At 69.1% G+C, this 19,144-nt stretch carries 18 protein-coding genes and 2 pseudogenes; 14 read left to right on the forward strand and 6 right to left on the reverse strand.

The annotated features are described in order from the left end of the window. Positions 1-47: 47 nt before the first annotated feature. Positions 48-1,136: a DUF475 domain-containing protein gene (locus MTAB308_RS18405; protein ID WP_077101087.1), complete on the forward strand. Its 1,089-nt coding sequence runs from the start codon at positions 48-50 to the stop codon at positions 1,134-1,136. A gap of 6 nt (positions 1,137-1,142) precedes the next feature. Here the strand turns inward: MTAB308_RS18405 and MTAB308_RS18410 are convergent, their stop codons facing one another. Further along, the gene (locus MTAB308_RS18410) at positions 1,143-1,835 is read right to left on the reverse strand and encodes a hypothetical protein (protein ID WP_077101089.1); all 693 of its coding nucleotides are present in this window, start codon (positions 1,833-1,835) and stop codon (positions 1,143-1,145) included. A gap of 55 nt (positions 1,836-1,890) precedes the next feature. Beyond that, positions 1,891-2,379: an inorganic diphosphatase gene (locus tag MTAB308_RS18415; RefSeq protein WP_066916568.1), complete on the reverse strand. Its 489-nt coding sequence runs from the start codon at positions 2,377-2,379 to the stop codon at positions 1,891-1,893. 115 nt (positions 2,380-2,494) lie between these two features. On the opposite strand from MTAB308_RS18415, the gene dacB reads away from it, so the two are divergent. From dacB to hpt, 4 genes are read left to right on the forward strand one after another with little or no spacing between them, the layout of a single operon-like run. Next, a complete protein-coding gene (gene dacB, locus MTAB308_RS18420) occupies positions 2,495-3,880 on the forward strand; it encodes a D-alanyl-D-alanine carboxypeptidase/D-alanyl-D-alanine endopeptidase (RefSeq protein ID WP_108637351.1) in 1,386 nt (461 codons plus the stop codon). After that, a complete protein-coding gene (locus tag MTAB308_RS18425) occupies positions 3,877-4,935 on the forward strand; it encodes a zinc-dependent metalloprotease (protein WP_077101093.1) in 1,059 nt (352 codons plus the stop codon). Before dacB ends, MTAB308_RS18425 begins: the two co-directional genes overlap by 4 nt. Next, the gene (gene tilS / locus MTAB308_RS18430) at positions 4,914-5,873 is read left to right on the forward strand and encodes a tRNA lysidine(34) synthetase TilS (RefSeq protein WP_077101095.1); all 960 of its coding nucleotides are present in this window, start codon (positions 4,914-4,916) and stop codon (positions 5,871-5,873) included. Before MTAB308_RS18425 ends, tilS begins: the two co-directional genes overlap by 22 nt. A gap of 43 nt (positions 5,874-5,916) precedes the next feature. Next, a complete protein-coding gene (gene hpt, locus MTAB308_RS18435; RefSeq protein WP_077101097.1) occupies positions 5,917-6,528 on the forward strand; it encodes a hypoxanthine phosphoribosyltransferase in 612 nt (203 codons plus the stop codon). Between the two features lie 3 nt (positions 6,529-6,531). Here hpt and MTAB308_RS18440 read toward each other — a convergent pair. Then, a pseudogene (locus tag MTAB308_RS18440) lies at positions 6,532-7,266 on the reverse strand (SIMPL domain-containing protein). Between the two features lie 617 nt (positions 7,267-7,883). Here MTAB308_RS18440 and MTAB308_RS18445 point away from each other — a divergent pair. After that, positions 7,884-8,126, forward strand: a complete 243-nt coding sequence (locus tag MTAB308_RS18445) for a hypothetical protein (protein ID WP_157900967.1) — start codon at positions 7,884-7,886, stop codon at positions 8,124-8,126. Positions 8,127-8,223: 97 nt separating this feature from the next. On the opposite strand, the gene MTAB308_RS18450 is transcribed toward MTAB308_RS18445, so the two are convergent. Genes MTAB308_RS18450 through MTAB308_RS18460 form a run of 3 tightly spaced genes read right to left on the reverse strand, consistent with a single transcriptional unit; the run spans position 8,224 to position 11,392 of the window. Beyond that, on the reverse strand, positions 8,224-9,237 hold the full coding sequence (locus tag MTAB308_RS18450) for a zinc-binding dehydrogenase (protein WP_077101099.1): 1,014 nt from the start codon (positions 9,235-9,237) through the stop codon (positions 8,224-8,226). Next, a complete protein-coding gene (locus tag MTAB308_RS18455; protein WP_077101101.1) occupies positions 9,237-10,427 on the reverse strand; it encodes an LLM class flavin-dependent oxidoreductase in 1,191 nt (396 codons plus the stop codon). The genes MTAB308_RS18450 and MTAB308_RS18455 overlap by 1 nt, the downstream gene beginning before the upstream one ends. Beyond that, positions 10,424-11,392, reverse strand: coding sequence for an alpha/beta fold hydrolase (locus tag MTAB308_RS18460; protein WP_108637352.1), 969 nt, complete (start codon positions 11,390-11,392; stop codon positions 10,424-10,426). The genes MTAB308_RS18455 and MTAB308_RS18460 overlap by 4 nt, the downstream gene beginning before the upstream one ends. Before the next feature lie 137 nt (positions 11,393-11,529). On the opposite strand from MTAB308_RS18460, the gene MTAB308_RS18465 reads away from it, so the two are divergent. The 8 genes and pseudogenes from MTAB308_RS18465 to MTAB308_RS18500 all read left to right on the forward strand — a co-directional run bounded on the left by MTAB308_RS18465 (position 11,530) and on the right by MTAB308_RS18500 (position 19,021). Further along, the gene (locus tag MTAB308_RS18465) at positions 11,530-11,946 is read left to right on the forward strand and encodes a VOC family protein (RefSeq protein ID WP_077101103.1); all 417 of its coding nucleotides are present in this window, start codon (positions 11,530-11,532) and stop codon (positions 11,944-11,946) included. Between the two features lie 246 nt (positions 11,947-12,192). Then, positions 12,193-14,580: an ATP-dependent zinc metalloprotease FtsH gene (gene ftsH, locus MTAB308_RS18470; protein WP_077101105.1), complete on the forward strand. Its 2,388-nt coding sequence runs from the start codon at positions 12,193-12,195 to the stop codon at positions 14,578-14,580. 259 nt (positions 14,581-14,839) lie between these two features. Beyond that, positions 14,840-15,472: a GTP cyclohydrolase I FolE gene (folE, locus tag MTAB308_RS18475; protein WP_077101107.1), complete on the forward strand. Its 633-nt coding sequence runs from the start codon at positions 14,840-14,842 to the stop codon at positions 15,470-15,472. Beyond that, complete coding sequence (folP, locus tag MTAB308_RS18480; RefSeq protein WP_108637353.1) at positions 15,469-16,293, forward strand: dihydropteroate synthase; 825 nt, start codon at positions 15,469-15,471, stop codon at positions 16,291-16,293. The genes folE and folP overlap by 4 nt, the downstream gene beginning before the upstream one ends. Beyond that, entirely contained in the window at positions 16,286-16,687 is a 402-nt protein-coding gene (folB, locus tag MTAB308_RS18485; RefSeq protein WP_077101110.1) for a dihydroneopterin aldolase, read from the forward strand. The genes folP and folB overlap by 8 nt, the downstream gene beginning before the upstream one ends. Continuing rightward, on the forward strand, positions 16,684-17,211 hold the full coding sequence (gene folK / locus MTAB308_RS18490) for a 2-amino-4-hydroxy-6-hydroxymethyldihydropteridine diphosphokinase (RefSeq protein ID WP_077101112.1): 528 nt from the start codon (positions 16,684-16,686) through the stop codon (positions 17,209-17,211). The genes folB and folK overlap by 4 nt, the downstream gene beginning before the upstream one ends. Beyond that, a complete protein-coding gene (locus MTAB308_RS18495; RefSeq protein WP_077101113.1) occupies positions 17,211-17,687 on the forward strand; it encodes a DUF3180 domain-containing protein in 477 nt (158 codons plus the stop codon). The genes folK and MTAB308_RS18495 overlap by 1 nt, the downstream gene beginning before the upstream one ends. Before the next feature lie 87 nt (positions 17,688-17,774). Beyond that, positions 17,775-19,021 (forward strand): annotated as a pseudogene (locus MTAB308_RS18500) (DUF6779 domain-containing protein). The last annotated feature ends 123 nt before the right edge of the window (positions 19,022-19,144 follow it).

The raw sequence follows: 19,144 nt of genomic DNA on the forward strand, positions 1-19,144 counted from the left end.
GCCGGCGAGGCGGTTCGCTATCGTGGGCGGCTGTCGGGGAAGGATCCATGGCCGCGTTCCGCATCTTCGGGATCTCGCTGTTAGTCACCGTGGCGGCGCTCGCGGCCGGGTACGCCCACGGCGGCGCGAATGCCCTGTTTGTGCTGCTGGTGCTGGCCGTTCTCGAGGTGTCGCTGTCGTTCGACAACGCGATCATCAACGCGGCGATCCTCAAGCGAATGAGCCCGTTCTGGCGGCAGATGTTCCTGACTATCGGGATCTTGATCGCCGTGTTCGGCATGCGGTTGGTGTTCCCGCTGCTGATCGTGTGGGCGACCGCGGGCCTGGCACCGGTGCGCGCGTTCGAGTTGGCGCTCAACCCGCCGCCGCACGGTGCGCAGGAATTCCCCGACGGGTCACCGAGCTACGAAAAGCTGATCCTCGCCGCCCACCCCCAAATCGCGGCGTTCGGCGGAATCTTTCTGTTGATGCTGTTTTTGGATTTCGTCTTCCACGATCGGGATATCAAGTGGCTCAAGTGGATTGAGATCCCGTTCGCGCGCATCGGGCGCCTGGGCCAGGTGTCGGTGGTGGTGGCCGGGGTCGCGCTGGTCCTCGCCGGGACGCGGCTGACGCACTCCAGCGACGAACGCGCGACCGTCTTGATCGCCGGGCTGCTGGGCCTGATCGCCTACCTCGTCGTCAACGGTGTGAGCCGGGCGTTTCGGCCCTCCGACGTCGAGGCTGTGACGGCCGGCACGACCGCTGGCGCGGCGGTCGGCAAGGCCGGGCTGACGCTGTTCCTCTATCTCGAGATGCTCGACGCCGCCTTCTCGTTCGACGGGGTCACCGGCGCCTTCGCGATCACCTCGGACCCGATCCTCATCGCGCTGGGCCTGGGGTTGGTGGGCTCGATGTTCGTCCGGTCGATCACCATTTATCTCGTCCAACAGGACACCCTGGACCGCTACGTGTACCTGGAACACGGCGCGCACTGGGCGATCGGGGTGCTGGCCGCGATCATGTTGTTCTCCATCGAGCCGCGTTTTGCGGTGCCAGAGCCGGTCACCGCTTCGGTGGGCGTGGTCTTCATCGCGGCGGCGCTGGGCTGGAGTGTGCTGCGCAATCGGCGCAATGCCGCGGCGAACGCGGGCTAGTTCGGGCTAGGCCTCGATCTGGCCGGCGATGCGCCGTTCGATGGCGGCGCGGGCCGGCGCCGGCAGCACGATGAGCCCGTCGAGTTCCGTGCGCGCCCGCAGATAGGCGTTCTGTCGCTCGTCGCGGGTCGCCGCCTCGTCTTGCGCCAGGCGCAGCAGGTTCTGCGCGCGCACCAATCGTTGTTGGTCGTCCCGCGAGAAGTCGCTGCGGCGCCGGCGGATCGCCTCGGCCTCGGCGATCTCGAACGCGCTGATGTAGTCGTGGACGGCGTCGCGATATTCCCGCTGGGCGGTCCGGTCGCCGGCGAGGTCCTCGGCGCGCTCCGGGCGCAGCAGGTCGGCGCGCCGCTTCGCCTTGTGAAAAGCGATGGTCAGCGGATCGCGCATGTCGGTCATCATCGGGAAGTCCAGCAATTTGGCGATGTCGAGTTCGTACTCGAACCAGCGCGCGTCGGTACGGTCATGCGCTGCAACGAGTTTGGCGAGCTCCCGTCGTGATCCTTCCTGGTCGTCGCGCTCGCGCCCGGCCGCCTCGGCCGCCGCGATCTTGGCTTGCTGCTTGAGCCGGTAGCGCTCGAGGCGCCGTTCGGCCCGGCGTTCGTTGGCCGCCGCGACCGCCCTGATGCCCGCGCCGATCGAGCCGCCCAGCGGGAAGATCAGCCACCAGAAGTTGCCGGCGAAATGCAGCAGCGGGGTCACATCGCCAGGATGCCACCGCGCCGCGGCGCGCGGTTACGCCGAACGCGAGAGCGCGTCAGTGCCCGTGGGCCTTGAACCGCTCCACCGAACGCTGCACCTCCGCTTCGGCTTCGGCGCGGTCGACCCAGTCGGCCGCCTTGACGAACTTGCCCGGCTCCAGCGCCTTGTATTGCGAGAAGAAGTGCTTGATGACGTCCAGCTCGAATTCCGGCACGTCGCCGATGTCTTGGATGTGGTCCCAGCGATGGTCGCCGGCCGGAACGCACAGCACCTTGTCGTCGCCGCCCGCCTCGTCGACCATTCGGAACATGCCCACCGGGCGCGCCTCCACGATCACGCCGGGAAACACCGACTGCGGCAGGAGCACCAGCGCGTCCAGCGGGTCGCCGTCCTCACCCAGGGTGTCCTCGATGAAGCCGTAATCCGTGGGATAAGCCATCGAGGTGTAGAGGTAGCGGTCCAGACGCACCCGGCCCGTCTCGTGATCGACCTCGTACTTGTTGCGTTGGCCTTTCGGAATCTCGATGGTCACGTCGAATTGCACCGCGCCGGCTCCTTCACGAGGGGGTGGGTCTTGGTAGGTCAGTACGCCGGGCATCACCCTAGTCGAGCGCCATTCGGCCGATTCGGCAGAATGGGTTCAAACAGTCAGGAGAGTGATGGGTCCTACTCGCTGGCGGAAATCCACCCAAGTGTTCATCGGGCTGGCCGTGCTGGCGTTCGTCGCCGCGGTGGTGGCGGCGGCGACGTTTTTCACCACGGGCGGGCACGGCGCCGGCGCCGCGCACGTCCCGGTGCCGCCTCCGCGCCCGCCCACGGTCAAGCCGGGGATGGTCGCGGTGCCCGACAGCGCCGAGACGCCCAGCGCCGGCGGTGTGGCCGCCGCGCTCGCCGCCCCGGCGGCCGATCCCAACCTGGGCAAGCTGGGTGGCCGGATCACCGACGCCCTCACCGGGAAAGAGCTCTGGCAGGTGGCCCCCGACCTGCCGCTGGTGCCGGCGTCGACCAATAAGGTCCTGACCGCTGCCGCGGCGTTGCTGACGCTGGATCGGCAGGCCCGGATCAGCACCCGGGTGGTCGCCGGCAGCCCCAATGCCCAGGGCCCTGTCGTGCTGGTCGGCGCCGGGGATCCGGCGCTCTCGGCGGCGCCGCCCGGTGTGGACACCTGGTACCGGGGTTCGGCGCGCATCAGCGACCTGGTCGAGCAGGTCAAGCGCAGCGGCGTGACCCCGACCGCGGTGCAGGTGGACACCTCCGCGTTCAGCGGACCGACGATGGCCCAGGGGTGGGACCCGGCCGACGTCGACAACGGCGACATCGCGCCGATCGAGTCGGTGATGATCGACGCGGGCCGCATCCAGCCGACCACGGTCAACTCGCGGCGGTCCAAGACGCCCGCGCTGGACGCCGGCCGGGAGCTGGCCAAGGGCCTCGGGCTGGATCCGGGCGCGGTGACGATCGGCGCGGCGCCGTCGGGCGCGCGCCAGCTGGCCGTGGTCCAGTCGGCGCCGTTGATCCAGCGGCTGTCCGAGATGATGGACCACTCCGACAACGTCCTGGCCGAGTGCATCGCCCGGGAGGTGGCGGCCGCGATCAACCGGCCACAGAGCTTCGCCGGGGCGGTCGACGCGGTGACCAACCGGTTGAGCGCCGCCCACGTCGACACGGCCGGTGCCCGGCTGGTGGATTCCAGCGGGCTGTCCGTCGATGACCGGCTGACCGCCAAGACGCTGGACGGTGTGGTGCAGGCGGCGGCCGGGCCCGACCAGCCGGCGCTGCGGGCGTTGCTGGACCTGCTCCCGATCGCCGGCGGCAGCGGGACGCTGGGCGACCGGTTCCTCGACGCGGCCACCGATCGAGGTCCCGCCGGCTGGCTGCGCGCCAAGACCGGCTCGTTGACCGCCGTCAACTCGTTGGTCGGGGTGCTCACCGATCGCAGCGGGCGGGTGCTCACGTTCGCGTTCCTGTCCAACGACGCGGGCCCGAACGGCCGCAACGCGATGGATGCGCTGGCCACCAAGCTCTGGTTCTGTGGGTGCGCATGACGCCCTCGTCGAGCCTGACCCTCGGCACTGCCGTCGACTGGCGATTCGCTGCGACGGTCGGCCAGCGGCTGGCCCGCCCGGGCCCGGCCTCCAGCGACTACACCCGCCGACAGGCGATCGAGGAGCTGACGAGCGCGGCGGCCAAAGCCGAACCGCCGGTGCGCGAGGTCACGGGCCTGGTCACCGACGGTGCGGTGCCGCCCGCCCGAATCGTTGACCGCTCGCAGTGGATCGGTGCCGCGGCCGAGTCGATGCGGGTGATGACCAACGGCAGCGAGACGCCGCGGGGTTTCCTGACGGGCCGCATCACCGGTGCGCAGACGGGCGCCGTGCTGGCGTTCGTGTCATCGGGGATCCTCGGCCAGTACGACCCGTTCGCCAGGAGCCAAGAGGCCACAAAAGACGGAAGCCTGCTGCTGGTGTATCCGAACGTCATCGCGGTCGAGCGCCAGCTTCGGGTCGAGCCCTCCGATTTCCGGTTGTGGGTGTGCCTGCACGAGGTGACCCACCGGGTCCAGTTCACCGCCAACCCGTGGCTATCCGATTACATGTCCGAGGCGTTGGGGCTGCTGACGCAGGACGTGGGGGAGGACGTCGGCCAGGTGGCGGCCCGTCTCGCCGAGTTCGTGCGCAACCGCGGCGCCGCCGAATCCGACGGCGGCGCGTCCGGGATCATCGGGCTCGTGCGCGCCGTGCAGTCCGAGCCGCAGCGCGAGGCCCTGGATCAGCTGCTGGTGCTCGGGACCCTGCTCGAAGGCCACGCCGACCACGTGATGGACGCCGTCGGGCCGGTCGTCGTGCCGTCGGTGGCCATCATTCGCCGCCGATTCGACGAGCGTCGCCACCGCAAGCAACCCCCGCTGCAGCGCGTGCTGCGCGCGCTGCTCGGGCTCGACGCCAAGCTCAGCCAATACACGCGCGGCAAGGCGTTCGTGGACCACGTGGTTGGCAGGGTGGGAATGCAGCGGTTCAACACCGTCTGGTCGGGCCCCGATACGCTGCCGCTGCCCTCCGAAATCGAAAACCCCCAGCGATGGATCGACAGGGTGCTGTAGGGCAGCTGCGCACGGCTGTCGAGGCGTTCGCCCACACTTATCTCGCCACCGAGGAGCCGTGGTGCGTTGCGCTGTCCGGCGGCCCGGATTCCCTGGCGCTCACCGCCGTCGCGGCGCCGCTTCGGCCCACCACCGCGCTGATCGTCGATCACGGCCTGCAGGACGGTTCGGCCGCCGTCGCCGAGACCGCGCGCCGGCAGGCCATCGCCCTGGGATGCATTGACGCGCAAGTGCTTTGCGTCCAGGTGGGCAAGCACGGCGGCCCGGAGGCGGCGGCGCGCTCCGCCCGCTACGCCGCCTTGCGCGAGTCCTCCGCCGGCCCGGTGCTGTTGGCCCACACGCTCGACGATCAGGCGGAGACGGTGCTGCTGGGGCTGGGCCGCGGCTCGGGGGTGCGCTCGATCGCCGGGATGCGCCCGCACGACCCGCCGTGGTGTCGGCCGCTGTTGGGAGTGCGGCGCTCGGCGACGCACGCCGCGTGCGCGGAACTGGGTCTGGCGATCTGGCAGGACCCGCACAACAGCGACCGCCGCTTCACCCGGACCCGCCTGCGCCTGGAGGTGCTGCCCCTGCTGGAGGACGTGCTCGGTGGCGGCGTGGCCGAGGCGTTGGCGCGCACCGCGACCGCGTTGCGTGAGGACACCGAGCTGATCGACGCGCTCGCGGCGCAGGCGCTGCCCGGGGTGCGGGCGGGCCCGGGGCTGCAGCCCGGGGCCCTCGGTAAATTGTCCGGCCCCGTGCGCCGGCGGGTGATCCGCGGCTGGCTGCTGGCCGGGGGCGCAACCGGGTTGACCGACAAACAGATCCGCGGCGTGGACGCGCTGATCACCGACTGGCGCGGACAAGGCGGGGTGGCGGTGGGTTCGGCGCTGCGGGGCGAGCGTTTGATCGCGGGGCGGCGCGACGGCGTGCTCACCCTGTGGCGCGAGCCTGTGTAAGTCGGGCCTGCCGTTGGTTATTCGGCCGCTGGCGTGGCACTCTGTGGTCGTGGCCCAGACGTCGCCGCCGATCACCCCGGCGCAGCCCGCGGAGCTGTATCCCGGGGATATCAAGTCGGTGCTGCTCACCGCCGAGCAAATTCAGGCCCGCATCGCCGAACTCGGCGAGGAAATCGGCAACCACTACCGCGGGCCAGCCGCCGAGACGGGTCAGGATTTGCTGCTGATCACCGTGCTCAAGGGGGCGGTGATCTTCGTCACCGACCTGGCCCGTGCGATTCCGGTGCCGACCCAGTTCGAATTCATGGCCGTCAGCTCCTACGGGTCCTCGACGTCATCGTCCGGCGTGGTGCGGATCCTCAAGGATCTGGACCGCGACATCAACGACCGCGATGTGCTCATCGTCGAGGACGTCGTCGACTCGGGATTGACCTTGTCCTGGTTGCTGCGCAACCTCAAGAGCCGGCGTCCGCGCTCGCTGCGGGTCTGCACGTTGCTTCGCAAGCCCGACGCGGTGCGCGCCAAGGTCGAGATCGCTTACGTGGGCTTCGACATTCCGAACGACTTCGTCGTGGGCTACGGCCTGGACTACGACGAGCGCTACCGCGACCTGTCCTACATCGGGACTCTGGATCCGCGGGTCTACGAGGAGTAGGGGCTAATCCAGCTCCCACACGGCGGTCACCGAGAAGCTCACCGTCTGCTGCCCCGGCTCCAGCGGGACCGCGGCCACGCTGCGGGGCGGCGCCGGCGGGCCGCCGGGCGTCGGCGCGTTCCCGGAGGTTTCCGAAATCGAGAGCACCCTGCCCAGGCGCAGGCCGGATAACTGCGCGTACTGATCGGCACGGGCCTTGGCGTCGTTGAAGGCCCGCGCGCGGGCATCCCTGACCAGCTGCGAGTCGTCGGCGATGGAGTACCTGACCGAGCTGATCCGGGTGGCGTCGCCGCCGGTGCCGACGACGAGAGCCAGCATTCGGGACGCGGCATCGGTCGGATGGATCTTCACCTGTATCGCGTTGGTGGCGCGGTAGCCGGTGATCGTGGTGGCGCCGTTGCCGTACTGCGGTTACAGGGTGACCGTCGTGGTGCTGATGTCTTTGCGGTCCAGTCCCGCCCCGACCAGAGCGTTGATCACCGCTTGCTGGCGATCGTTCGTCTGGTTCATCGCGGTGGTGACGTCGGGTGCGGTGAACTCGATGCCGGCGTCGGCGGTCAGGGTGTCGGGGACGCCTTGGACCTGCCCCGAGCCGACGACGGTCACCTGGCGGGGGTTCGCGCCCGGTGGCGTCGCGTTGTGCTTGTCGCACGACGGCAGCGCGGCGACGGTCAAGGCGGCGGCGGTCGAGGTAATCCATTTGCGGGCCAACCCCGGGGCGTTCGATGCGATCGGCATGTGTGGACACTAGCGCCAGTGCCCCCGCCGGATCAGCGGTTCGGGCGAAGGCGGCTCGGACGGCAAAGCCTAGTCGACATTGCGACGATCGCACCAAAGTTCATGTCGAACTCTAATCATATTGATTCACAACATCTTTGAGTTCATCCACCCAAGTTGCAGCGTATGGCCCGGCTAAATGAACAGTTTTCGACTCGCCAATGAATACGCGCGGCGAAGGGTCGTGGTGCCCGGATCGCTCCGGCCTAACCTCTGATCTGCTCCGGCGACGCCCGCTGTCGCCGACAACCATTCATCGGAAGCGCTTTTGAGAAGAATCCATGTCGGTCGTGATCGGACGACCCGAGGTGCTCGTGTACAGGAGATCCGTCGCCGCAACGGCTTGGCGCACAAGGAATTTGGGAACTGCGACGCTGCGGCGGCGGGATAAATTAACGTTCAAGAAGATTAGTCTCGACGGATTGGCGGTTTAATCCGCGCGCGCCTGGGTACAGCTTCTTATGTCCCCCAAGCAATTACACACACGCCAGTATTCTCCCGTCGCTGCACGCGCGAAGCGAATCAAGGCCACCGGCCGGCACTCCATCAGGCTCGTAGCGACCACGGCGACGGTCGGCGTGGCCGTCTGGTGTGGCTCCGGCATCGCCCACGCCGACCCCAACTACGAGCAGCAAGCGTGTGCACTGATGGACGATCACGCCAGTGCGATACACCTGGGCTATTCGTCGTATCCCAGCGAGTACGCGTTCTCGGTGCTTTCCAAGGAGATGCCACCGCTGGACGCGGCCCACACCCTGCGGGCTGCCACGCGTGACGTCTGCCCCAACCACGCGGGCGACATGCCGCGAGACTGGCAATAGCCCGACCGTCTGACGGACACCGGGCGACCGAGGGCGACGCGCCGGCCCGGCCGCCGGCCTGCTCGACGCCGGCCTAGCCGCCGGTGACGGACTTTGCTTAGGGCGTTACCAGAATCTTGCAGTGTCGCTCTGGGTCGGCGAGGTCGTCGAAGGCCTGGCCGACCCCTTCCAGTCCGACCTCTCCGGTGATCAGCGGCGTGACGTCAATCTCGCCCTCGGCCAGCGCGCGCAGCGAGTCACCGAACTCCTCTGGGTTGTAGGCGAGCACGAATTGCACGTTGATTTCCTTCGCGATCGCGAAGAAGGGGTGCACGGTGTCGGGCTGCATGCAGACGCCCGCGACCACCAGGCGTGTGCCCGGCCGCGCCCGCCGCAGCACGTCGTCGATGATTCCGGGGACCCCTACCGCCTCGAACACGACGGCGGGTTTGACGGTGTCGAACGGTGAGCCCTGGGCCGCATCCACCGTCTGGTGTGCGCCCATCGCCGTGGCCAGCTCACGACGCTTCGGCGAGAAGTCCGCTGCCACGATGTTTTCCACCCCTCGAGCCCGAAGGGACGCGACGATCGCGATGCCGATCGGCCCGCAGCCGAGCACCAGGGCAGTCTCGCCCGGCTGAATGTTCGACTTGTTCACGGCGTGCAATCCCACCGCCATGGGTTCGGTCAACGCCGCATGCTTGAGGTCCAAGCCGTTGGGGATGGGCATCAGCAGCGGGGCCGACAGCAGCATCCGCTCGGCGTAGCCCCCAATGGTGCTGTTGCTATAGACAATCGGCTCGACGCCCCCGGCGGAGAGCAGCAGGGGAAGCGAGGTCACCGGGGTGCCGGGCGGATGCGTATCCGTGTCGGGCCCGGCCTCGAGCACTTCGGCGCTGAACTCGTGCCCCATGAACACGTCGCTGTTCAGGTCGACGGCCATGCCCCCGGCGCCGGCGGACACCTGGGCGGTCATCTCCACCACCTCGTCGCCATGGGCGGCGAAATGCAGGTCCGAGCCGCAGATTCCGCACGCTTTGACACCGACCAGCACCTGGCCCGGCCCGGGCACGGGCTCGGGGACGTCGTCGCGATACACCATCCGGCCGTCGCGTAAAACCGCAGCGCGCATCAGTTTCCCACGCCCTTCTGCTCCTCGACATGCTCGGTGATGGCCTTCACGACGGCCTCGCCGGCGCGTCCGATCAATTGGTCGCGTCTGCCCCTGGCCCAGTCATGGGAGGAGCGCGACGCCTCGAGCTGTCCCTTGAAATAGGGAATCACCTTGCGGGCCATCAGGTCATAGCAGTGGTAGGTCGCCTCGGGTGAGGCCCAGTCGTGGCCGAGCATCAACAGCGTTCCGAAACCACCCGACCTCTCCAGCAGGTCCTCGATGTGGGCGATCGCGTCGTCGGGCGTGCCGATGCAGCAATTGCCTTTGGCCGCATAGTCGGCGACGAACTCGTGCGGCGTCTGCGCCTCACCGTCGACCGCGTTGGACAGCGGCACGAAGCCCGCCGCGCCGAAGTAGTCCGCGAAATCCTGCAGCCCGTACGTGCAATCCTCGATGGCCTGCTCGCGGCTGTCGGCGATGTGCATGATGCTCAGAACGCGCCAGGAGGCGCGGTCCGGCTCGTCGCGGCCGACCTTGGCGGCCTGCTCGCGCACCACCTCCCAGGTGTTCTCCAGCGCGGCGTAGCCGCCCGGCACCGACATCGACAGCGACAGCAGCGACGTGCCCAGCGCACCGGCCAGCCGCGGACCGGACGGCGAAATCATTGCGGCCGTGGAGATCTCGGGGTAGGGCCAGGTGTAGGGGCGGATGTGCAACTGGGCGTCACGCAGCGTGAACCAGTCGGAGTGGCGGTCGATTCGCTCCGCCGGGTCGGCGCGGAACAGCGCAAGGATCGCCTCGAGGGACTCCTGCATCATGTGACGCTGATCGACCGGGTCGATGCCCATCATGTACGCGTCCGACGGCAGCGCGCCGGGGCCGGTGCCGAACATGACCCGGCCGCGGGTCAGGTGGTCGAGCAGCACCCAGCGATCGGCCACCATCAGCGGATGGTGGTACGGCAGCGACACCACTCCGGTGCCCAGTCGGATGTGCTTCGTCCGTTCCGCGGCGGCCGCGATGAACACTTCCGGGCAGGCGATCAACTCGTAGCCACCCGAGTGGTGCTCGCCGAACCAGGCTTCGTCGAACCCGAGGCGGTCCAGCGCGACCACGCGCTCCATGTCGTATTCCAAAGCGACCGTGGGGGATTGGCCGGTCGGATGGAATGGGGTGATAAAGACTCCGAAACGCAGCGGCGCGCTCATCGCAGCTCCAATCCGTTGAGGAATTCCAAGAGGGCGGCGTTGACTTCCTCGGGCCGCTCCTGCTGCAGCCAGTGTCCGGCGCCTTCGATCATCAACTGGCGGTATGGCCCGGAGATCACCTCCGACGCGCGGTCGGCGCTGGTGAAGGACAACACCGGATCGCCGGTCCCGCCGATAAACAAACACGGCACAGGGATTTTGGCGTCCGCGAGCTCCGGCGTGATCTCCCAGTTCCGGTCGAAGTTGCGGTACCAGTTCAGGCCGCCGGTGAAGCCGGTGCGGGAGAATTCGCCGATGTAGTGGTCGAGTTCGTCCTGGCTGATCCAGTCCGGCAGCCCGCCGGGTTCGGGGAGCCGGTCGATGAAGCCCTCGGGGCCCGGGGTGGCCATCCGCACCAGCGCATCACTGCCCCCGGACGTGTGTAAGCCGCCCATCATCCGGCGGATCACCCGGGCGGGATCACCGTTGAGTTCGGCGTCGGCGACGCCCGGTTCCTGGAAATACAGGATGTAAAAGAAGTTTTCGCCGAATATTTTGCGCCACGCCTTCGTCGGCGCCACGTGCGGGCGCGGCAGGGGCGGGACGCTCAACGCGGCCACCGCCGCCACGCGGTCGGGATGCAGCAGCGGCGCGTTCCACACGACGGCGGCGCCCCAGTCGTGCCCGATCCAAACGGCGCGCTCGGCCCCGACGTCGTCGAGCAGCCCGACCAGGTCGGCGGTCAGCTGGTGAATGTCGTAAGCCTCAATGGCGTCGGGACACGATGAGCCGCCGTACCCGCGTTGGTCGGGCGCCAGCACGTGATAGCCGGCGTCGGCGAGCGCCGGTATCTGATGCCGCCATGAATAGGCCAACTCGGGAAAGCCGTGGGCCAGGATCACGACGGGCGCGCCGCGATCTCCCGCCTCGGTCACCCGGAGTCGCACACCGTTGGTGTCCACTAACCGTTCGGTTGACGAAAGCACCGTCTCACCAAAGCACAAGGACCCCGGGCTGAGAAGGGTATGCCTGGATTGGAAATTGCCTTCCTGCCTTGCCGAGTCCGACGGCCTGGTAGACATCGCGACTGATGCGTCGGCGGTAGCTGAAAGGTGGACTTTGCATGAAGCGGCTCGACCACATCGTCTTATGGATCAAGGATCCGCAAGCGTCGATGGACTTCTACTCGAGGGTGGTCGGCCTCGCGCCGGTGCGGTTCGCCGAGTTCGCGGCGGGGGAAGCGCCGTTCCCCAGCGTGCGCGTGTGTGAAGACTCCATCATCAATCTCCTGCCGATGACGAACGTCTCGGGCACCGAGTCGTTCACGAAGGTCGTGGGCAGCGCCGGCCATCCGGTGAACCACGTGTGCCTGGCGATGTCGAGGTCCGAATACGAGGCGTTGGATCGGCGGCTGCAGGAACAAGGCGTGGACACCAGCGCGCGACTGCACCACAGCTATGGGGCACGCGGGTTCGCGCCGCAGGGCTTTTACTTCGCCGACCCCGACGGCAATGTGGTCGAAGCGCGCTATTACGAGTGAGCCGCCTGGAGCGGCGGCGCGACGATGTGTGGTTTGCCACGTCGGGAACCAGATCGGGAACTGCCGGTCGTTGTACGGGCAGATGCTGCGCCCCGGCTCTGCCGGGGCTGGCGATCGACACCGGGTGAATGGTGCCGACCCGCTGCGCCCCGGCTCTGCCGGGGCTGGCGATCGACACTAGCGGTAGCCTGGACTTTTCCAGCTTCGTGTTTCGCGGAAGGACCTGGCCGACGAGGCCGATGATTGATGAACCGGAAAAACGTGATTCGCACGCTCACGGCGATCGCCGTTGTGGTGCTGCTGGGTTGGTCGTTTTTTTACTTTAGCGACGACACCCGCGGTTACAAGCCCGTCGACACCTCGGTGGCGATGGCCCAGATCAACGGCGACAACGTCAAGAGCGCGCAGATCGACGATCGCGAGCAGCAATTGCGGTTGACGCTGAAAAAGGGCAATAAGGACACCGACAATTCCGACAAGGTCATCACCAAGTACCCCAGCGGATACGCCGTAGACCTGTTCAACTCGCTGAACTCCAAGAACGCCAAGGTCAGCACCGTCGTGAACGAGGGCAGCATCCTGGGCGAGCTGCTGGTCTACGTGCTGCCGCTGCTGTTGCTGGTGGGCCTGTTCGTGATGTTCTCCCGCATGCAGGGTGGCGCGCGGATGGGCTTCGGGTTCGGCAAGTCGCGCGCGAAGTTGCTGAACAAGGACATGCCCAAGACCACGTTCGCCGACGTCGCGGGCGTCGACGAGGCGGTCGAGGAGCTTTACGAGATCAAGGACTTCCTGCAGAACCCCAGCAGGTACCAGGCGCTGGGCGCCAAGATCCCCAAGGGCGTGCTTCTTTACGGGCCCCCCGGAACGGGCAAGACGCTGCTGGCCCGCGCCGTGGCGGGCGAGGCCGGGGTGCCGTTCTTCACGATCTCGGGCTCCGACTTCGTGGAGATGTTCGTCGGTGTGGGCGCCTCGCGGGTGCGCGACCTCTTCGAGCAGGCCAAGCAGAACAACCCGTGCATCATCTTCGTCGACGAGATCGACGCCGTCGGCCGCCAGCGCGGCGCCGGCCTGGGCGGCGGCCACGACGAACGCGAGCAGACGCTGAACCAGTTGCTGGTCGAGATGGACGGCTTCGGCGATCGCACCGGCGTCATCCTGATCGCGGCCACCAACCGTCCCGACATCCTGGACCCCGCGCTGCTGCGGCCCGGCCGCTTCGACCGGCAGATCCCGGTGAGCAACCCGGACATGGCGGGCCGCCGCGCGGTGCTGCGCGTGCACTCCAAGGGCAAGCCGATCGGTCCCGACGCCGACCTCGACGGGCTGGCCAAGCGCACGGTCGGCATGACCGGCGCCGACCTGGCCAACGTCATCAACGAGGCGGCGCTGCTGACCGCCCGGGAGAACGGCACCGTCATCACCGGCGCCGCGCTCGAGGAGGCGGTCGACCGGGTCATCGGCGGGCCGCGTCGCAAGGGCCGCATCATCAGCGAGCAGGAAAAGAAGATCACCGCCTACCACGAGGGCGGCCACACGCTGGCCGCGTGGGCGATGCCGGACATCGAGCCGATCTACAAGGTGACGATCCTGGCCCGCGGGCGCACCGGCGGGCACGCGGTCGCGGTGCCGGAGGAGGACAAGGGGCTGCGGACGCGGTCGGAGATGATCGCCCAGCTGGTGTTCGCGATGGGCGGGCGCGCCGCCGAGGAGCTGGTGTTCCGGGAGCCGACCACCGGCGCGGTGTCCGACATCGAACAGGCGACCAAGATCGCGCGCGCGATGGTCACCGAATTCGGCATGAGCTCCAAGTTGGGCGCCGTGAAGTACGGCACCGAACATGGTGACCCCTTCCTGGGCCGGACCATGGGAACGCAGGCGGACTACTCCCACGAGGTCGCGCGGGACATTGACGACGAGGTCCGCAAGCTCATCGAGGCCGCGCACACCGAGGCCTGGGAGATCCTCACCGAATACCGTGACGTGCTCGACACGCTCGCCGGCGAGCTGCTGGAGAAGGAGACCCTGCACCGGCCCGAGCTGGAGGGCATCTTCTCCGGCGTCGAAAAGCGGCCCAGGCTCACCATGTTCGACGACTTCGGCGGCCGGATCCCGTCGGACAAGCCGCCGATCAAGACGCCCGGCGAGCTGGCCATGGAGCGGGGCGAGCCGTGGCCGCCCCCGGTACAGGAGCCGGCCTTCAAGGCGGCCATCGCCCGCGCCAGCGAGGCCGCGCAGGCCGAGGCGGCCCGAAACGCCAACGGCGGCAATGGGTCTCACGGTGGCCAAGGGGCCGGCAATCGCCAGCCCGTTCCGCACGGCTCGACCCAACCCGACTACGGCGCCCCGGCGGGCTGGTATGCGCCGGGATGGCCGCCGCAGCACCAGCAGCAGCCGAATCATTGGTACCCGCCGGCCGCGAGCCCCACACCACCGGCGCCGCAGCCCTATTGGCCGCAGCCCGCCCCGGGTTACCCGGGCCAGCAGGGCCCCCAGGGCCAGGGGCACCCTACCCACCAGCATTACCCGCCCTATCCCCCCTATCCGCCGCCCGCTCAACCGAATCCGGATGCCGGAAAGGCTCCCGACAGCCGGGGCGACGACGTGAGCCGGTCCAACCCGCCGGCCCACGGCTGACGAACGGAGGATCCGATGGCTCTCCCAGATTTGGAGCCGGATTTGGGCCCGGACGACCGCCACACGACTCCACGCATACGGGCGTTCGATCGGCAACGCGCCGNGCCAGGGGCACCCTACCCACCAGCATTACCCGCCCTATCCCCCCTATCCGCCGCCCGCTCAACCGAATCCGGATGCCGGAAAGGCTCCCGACAGCCGGGGCGACGACGTGAGCCGGTCCAACCCGCCGGCCCACGGCTGACGAACGGAGGATCCGATGGCTCTCCCAGATTTGGAGCCGGATTTGGGCCCGGACGACCGCCACACGACTCCACGCATACGGGCGTTCGATCGGCAACGCGCCGAGGCGGCCATCCGCGAGCTGCTCTACGCGATCGGCGAAGACCCGGATCGAAACGGCTTGCAGGACACCCCGGCCCGCGTCGCGCGTGCCTACCGCGAGATGTTCGCTGGGCTCTACACCGATCCCGACAGCGTCTTGAACACGATGTTCGACGAGGACCACGACGAGATGGTGATCGTCAAGGAAATCCCGATGTACTCCACCTGTGAGCATCACCTGGTGTCGTTCCACGGGGTGGCCCACGTCGGGTACATCCCCGGCAAGGACGGCAGGGTGACCGGCCTGTCGAAGATCGCCCGTCTGGTCGACCTCTACGCCAAGCGGCCCCAGGTGCAGGAGCGGCTCACCAGCCAGATCGCCGATGCCCTGGTGAGCAAACTGGATCCGCGCGGGGTGATCGTCGTGGTCGAGGCCGAACACCTGTGCATGGCGATGCGCGGTGTCCGCAAGCCCGGCGCCGTCACCACGACCTCGGCGGTGCGTGGCATGTTCAAGACCAGCCCCGCCTCCCGAGCCGAAGCGCTCGACCTCATCCTGCGCAAGTGAGGCGGGCGCCCGTGCAGGTGATGGGGGTCCTGAACGTCACTGACGACTCCTTCTCCGACGGTGGGCGCTACCTCGATACCGACGATGCCGTCGCCCACGGTCTGGCGATGGCCGCCGAGGGGGCCGGGATCGTCGACGTGGGCGGGGAGTCGACCCGACCCGGCGCCGTCCGCGTCGACGCGCGCCTCGAGACGTCCCGGGTGGTGCCCGTCGTCAAAGAACTTGCCGCGCAGGGCATTACCGTGAGCATCGACACCATGCACGCCGACGTTGCGCGGGCGGCGCTGCAGAGTGGCGCGCGAATCGTCAACGACGTGTCGGGCGGGCGGGCCGATCCCTCGATGGCGCCGCTGCTGGCCGAGGCCGGCGTGCCGTGGGTGTTGATGCACTGGCGAGCGGTGTCCTCGGAGCGCCCCCACCAGGCGCCGCACTACCGCGACGTGGTGGCCGAAGTGCGCGCCGAGCTGCTCGCCAGCGTCGACGACGCGGTCGCGGCGGGCGTGGATCCCGACCAGCTGGTGATCGACCCCGGGCTGGGATTCGCCAAGACGGGACAAGACAATTGGGCGCTGCTGCACGCGCTGCCGCAGCTGGTCGCCACCGGGGTGCCGGTGTTGCTGGGCGCCTCGCGTAAACGGTTCCTGGGCACGTTGTTGGCCGGACCCGGCGGGTCGCCGCGCCCGCCCGACGGGCGCGAGACGGCGACCGCGGTGATCTCCGCGCTGGCCGCCCTCTCCGGGGCCTGGGGCGTGCGCGTACACGACGTGCGCGCCACCGTCGATGCCCTCAAGGTCGTGGAGGCCTGGGAACGAAATGGCTGATCGAATCGAGTTGCGCGGCTTGACGGCCCGTGGCCGACACGGGGTGTTCGAGCACGAGCGCGCCGGCGGGCAGGAGTTCGTCGTCGATATCACCGTGTGGATCGACCTGGCCGACGCCGCCGCCACCGACGACCTGGCCGACACCTACGACTACGGCGCGCTCGCCCAACTGGCGGCCGACGTCGTCGGGGGGCCGCCGCGCCAGCTGATTGAGGCGGTCGGCGGGGAGATCGCCGACCGGGTGATGGTCGACCAACGCGTGCACGCCGTCGAGGTGGTGGTGCACAAGCCGCAGGCGCCCATCCCGCACGAGTTCGCCGACGTCGCCGTGGTCGTTCGGCGGTCGCGGCGCGGCGGTCGCGGTTCGGTGATCCCGGCGGGCGGGGCGGTATGACCCGCGTCGTGCTGTCGATCGGATCCAACCTGGGCGACCGGTTGGCGCGGCTGCAGTCGGTGGTCGACGGGTTGGGCGAGGCGGTAGTGGCGGTGTCCCCGGTGTACGAGACGGACCCCTGGGGCCGAGTGGAGCAGGCGCCGTTCCTCAACGCGGCGCTCATCGCGGAGGACCCGGCGTATGACGGGCAGGGCTGGCTGCGCCGGGCGCAGGAGTTCGAGCGGGCCGCGGGGCGGGTGCGCGGCGAGCGCTGGGGCCCGCGCACCCTCGACGTCGACCTGATCGCCTGCTACGGCGACACGGAGTTGGTCGTCCGCGAACCCAACCTGACGCTGCCGCACCCGCTGGCCCACCTGCGGGCGTTCGTGATGGTGCCGTGGCTGGCGATCGAGCCCGACGCCCGGCTGACGGTCGCCGAAGGGCCGCGTCGGGTCGCGCAGCTGCTGGCCGAGCTCGAGCCGGCCGACCGGGCCGCGGTGCGGCCCTCCGGCCTGACGCTGGAGTTGAAGGGGCGCCATAGCTGATGGGCCCCACCAGGAAGCGTGACCTGACGGCCGCGGTGGTCGGCGCTGCGGTGGTGGGCTACCTGCTGGTGATCACCCTGTACCGGTGGTTTCCACCCATCACGGTGTGGACGGGCCTGTCGCTGCTCGGCGTGGCCATCGCCGAGGCGCTGTGGGCGCGCTACGTGCGGGTCAAGATCAACGACGGCGAAATCGGGACCGGGCCCGGCTGGCTACACCCGCTGGCGGTCGCGCGCAGCGTGATGGTGGCGAAGGCGTCGGCCTGGGTGGGCGCGCTGGTGTTGGGCTGGTGGATCGGGGTCTTGGTGTACTTCTTCCCCCGGCGATCGTGGTTGCGCGTCGCCGCCGACGACACCAACGGGACCGTGGTGGCCGCCGTCAGCGCGCTGGCCCTGGTTGTCGCCGCGCTGTGGCTGCAGCATTGCTGCAAGTCCCCGCAGGATCCGGCCGACCACGGCGAGGGCGCCGAAACGTAGTGCGCGCCGAGGCCCCGCAATGACCCCGGCGAGAATCGCCGGTGCCGCGCGACACGCGGAGTGACCTCGCGCAGGTACTCTCAGGCCATGACCGTTCTGTCCCGCGGCGCTCGTGTTCGGCGCGGCGGCCGCAGGCCGGGGTGGCTGCTCTTGACGGCGTTGCTGGTCCTCGCGATGGGGGCCAGTTCCGCACTGGTTTTCACCAATCGGGTGGAACTCCTCAAGCTCGCTGTAATCCTGGCGCTGTGGGCCGCAGTCGCCGGCGCCTTCGTTTCGGTGTTGTACCGCCGTCAAAGCGACGCGGACCAGTCCCGGGTGCGCGATCTCAAGCTGGTCTACGACCTGCAGCTGGATCGGGAAATCTCGGCCCGGCGTGAGTACGAGCTGACCGTGGAGTCCCAGCTGCGTCGCGAGCTGGCCTCCGAGCTGCGCGCCCAGGCCGAAGACGACCTGGCCGCGCTGCGCGCCGAGCTGAGCGCTCTGCGAACCAGCCTGGAGATCTTGTTCGACACCGACCTGCAGCACCATCCGGCGCTGGAGACGGTCGAAACCGAGGCGCCGCGAACCCGCGCCTACAGCGATTGGGAGCGCAACGGCGAGAGCAACCCGGACTGGGTGTCCAGCGATCGGGTGACATCGGTCACGCGGGACCACCCGCCCGGTCACGGCGCCGGCCGCGCCGACGAGGCCGCGATCATCGATGTGCCCGAGGAGCCGCTGCTGCCGCCCCGCCAACCGCCGCCGCCCCCGCGCGAGCGCGTTCGCGGCCAGTACGAGGTCCCGCCCGACGCGCGGTACGTGGTTTCCCAGGAGCCCCCGTACATGACGGCGCCGCCGGAGCCCGAGCCGCGATTCGAGCCCCGGCAACAGCCGCCGGGACCTCAGCCGCAGATGCAGGATTGGCAGCCGACCGCCGCCGAGGGGCAGTGGGCGCCCCCCGGCGCGCCGGGCGGCAACTGGGCCGGCGCCCAGTCGGCCGGCGCACCGGTTGGTGAGCCGACGGGTGGGCGTCGCGCGCGGCATTACGGCGCCGGGGAAACCCTGGACGGCTCGCCCTTCGAGCACCCGCAGCCGCCGGCCTACGGCGAATCCGGTCGCCGGGCGCGGGCTCGGCATTCGGCCGAGTACCGCGACGCCGGCGACCGCAGCTTCTGGGGCCCGGGCGAGCCCGCGCGGAGCCGGTCCCGCGCCATCGCGGCGCGGATCCCCTGGAGCCGGGGCCGGATGGCTCGGCCGACGGGCCGCCGAGCGGTGGCCAGTCGGTGGCCGAACTTTTGGCGCGGCTGCAGGTCGAGCCCTCCGGTGGCGGCCGGCGCCGTCGACGTGACGGCTGAGCTGGGAGCTTCCTCACACCGGCTTTCATTGGGCTCGGCCTGATGGATCGATTAAAGTCTTAGTGACCGTCCGGTACCCGAGCAGTGGACCGGAACGAACAAAGAAAGCTGTGAGGTCGTCTG

This window comes from Mycobacterium terramassiliense, from assembly GCF_900157385.1.
GTDB classification, from domain to species: domain Bacteria; phylum Actinomycetota; class Actinomycetes; order Mycobacteriales; family Mycobacteriaceae; genus Mycobacterium; species Mycobacterium terramassiliense.

Excerpts from the sequence above, each read along its gene's own strand:
- MTAB308_RS18405 (WP_077101087.1), top strand. The coding sequence starts at position 48 with ATGGCCGCGTTCCGCATCTTCGGGATCTCGCTGTTAGTCACCGTGGCG.
- dacB (WP_108637351.1), top strand. The coding sequence starts at position 2,495 with ATGGGTCCTACTCGCTGGCGGAAATCCACCCAAGTGTTCATCGGGCTG.
- MTAB308_RS18425 (WP_077101093.1), top strand. The coding sequence starts at position 3,877 with ATGACGCCCTCGTCGAGCCTGACCCTCGGCACTGCCGTCGACTGGCGA.
- tilS (WP_077101095.1), top strand. The coding sequence starts at position 4,914 with ATGGATCGACAGGGTGCTGTAGGGCAGCTGCGCACGGCTGTCGAGGCG.
- MTAB308_RS18450 (WP_077101099.1), bottom strand. The coding sequence starts at position 9,237 with ATGCGCGCTGCGGTTTTACGCGACGGCCGGATGGTGTATCGCGACGAC.
- MTAB308_RS18455 (WP_077101101.1), bottom strand. The coding sequence starts at position 10,427 with ATGAGCGCGCCGCTGCGTTTCGGAGTCTTTATCACCCCATTCCATCCG.
- MTAB308_RS18465 (WP_077101103.1), top strand. The coding sequence starts at position 11,530 with ATGAAGCGGCTCGACCACATCGTCTTATGGATCAAGGATCCGCAAGCG.
- ftsH (WP_077101105.1), top strand. The coding sequence starts at position 12,193 with ATGAACCGGAAAAACGTGATTCGCACGCTCACGGCGATCGCCGTTGTG.
- folE (WP_077101107.1), top strand. The coding sequence starts at position 14,840 with ATGGCTCTCCCAGATTTGGAGCCGGATTTGGGCCCGGACGACCGCCAC.
- folB (WP_077101110.1), top strand. The coding sequence starts at position 16,286 with ATGGCTGATCGAATCGAGTTGCGCGGCTTGACGGCCCGTGGCCGACAC.
- folK (WP_077101112.1), top strand. The coding sequence starts at position 16,684 with ATGACCCGCGTCGTGCTGTCGATCGGATCCAACCTGGGCGACCGGTTG.
- MTAB308_RS18495 (WP_077101113.1), top strand. The coding sequence starts at position 17,211 with ATGGGCCCCACCAGGAAGCGTGACCTGACGGCCGCGGTGGTCGGCGCT.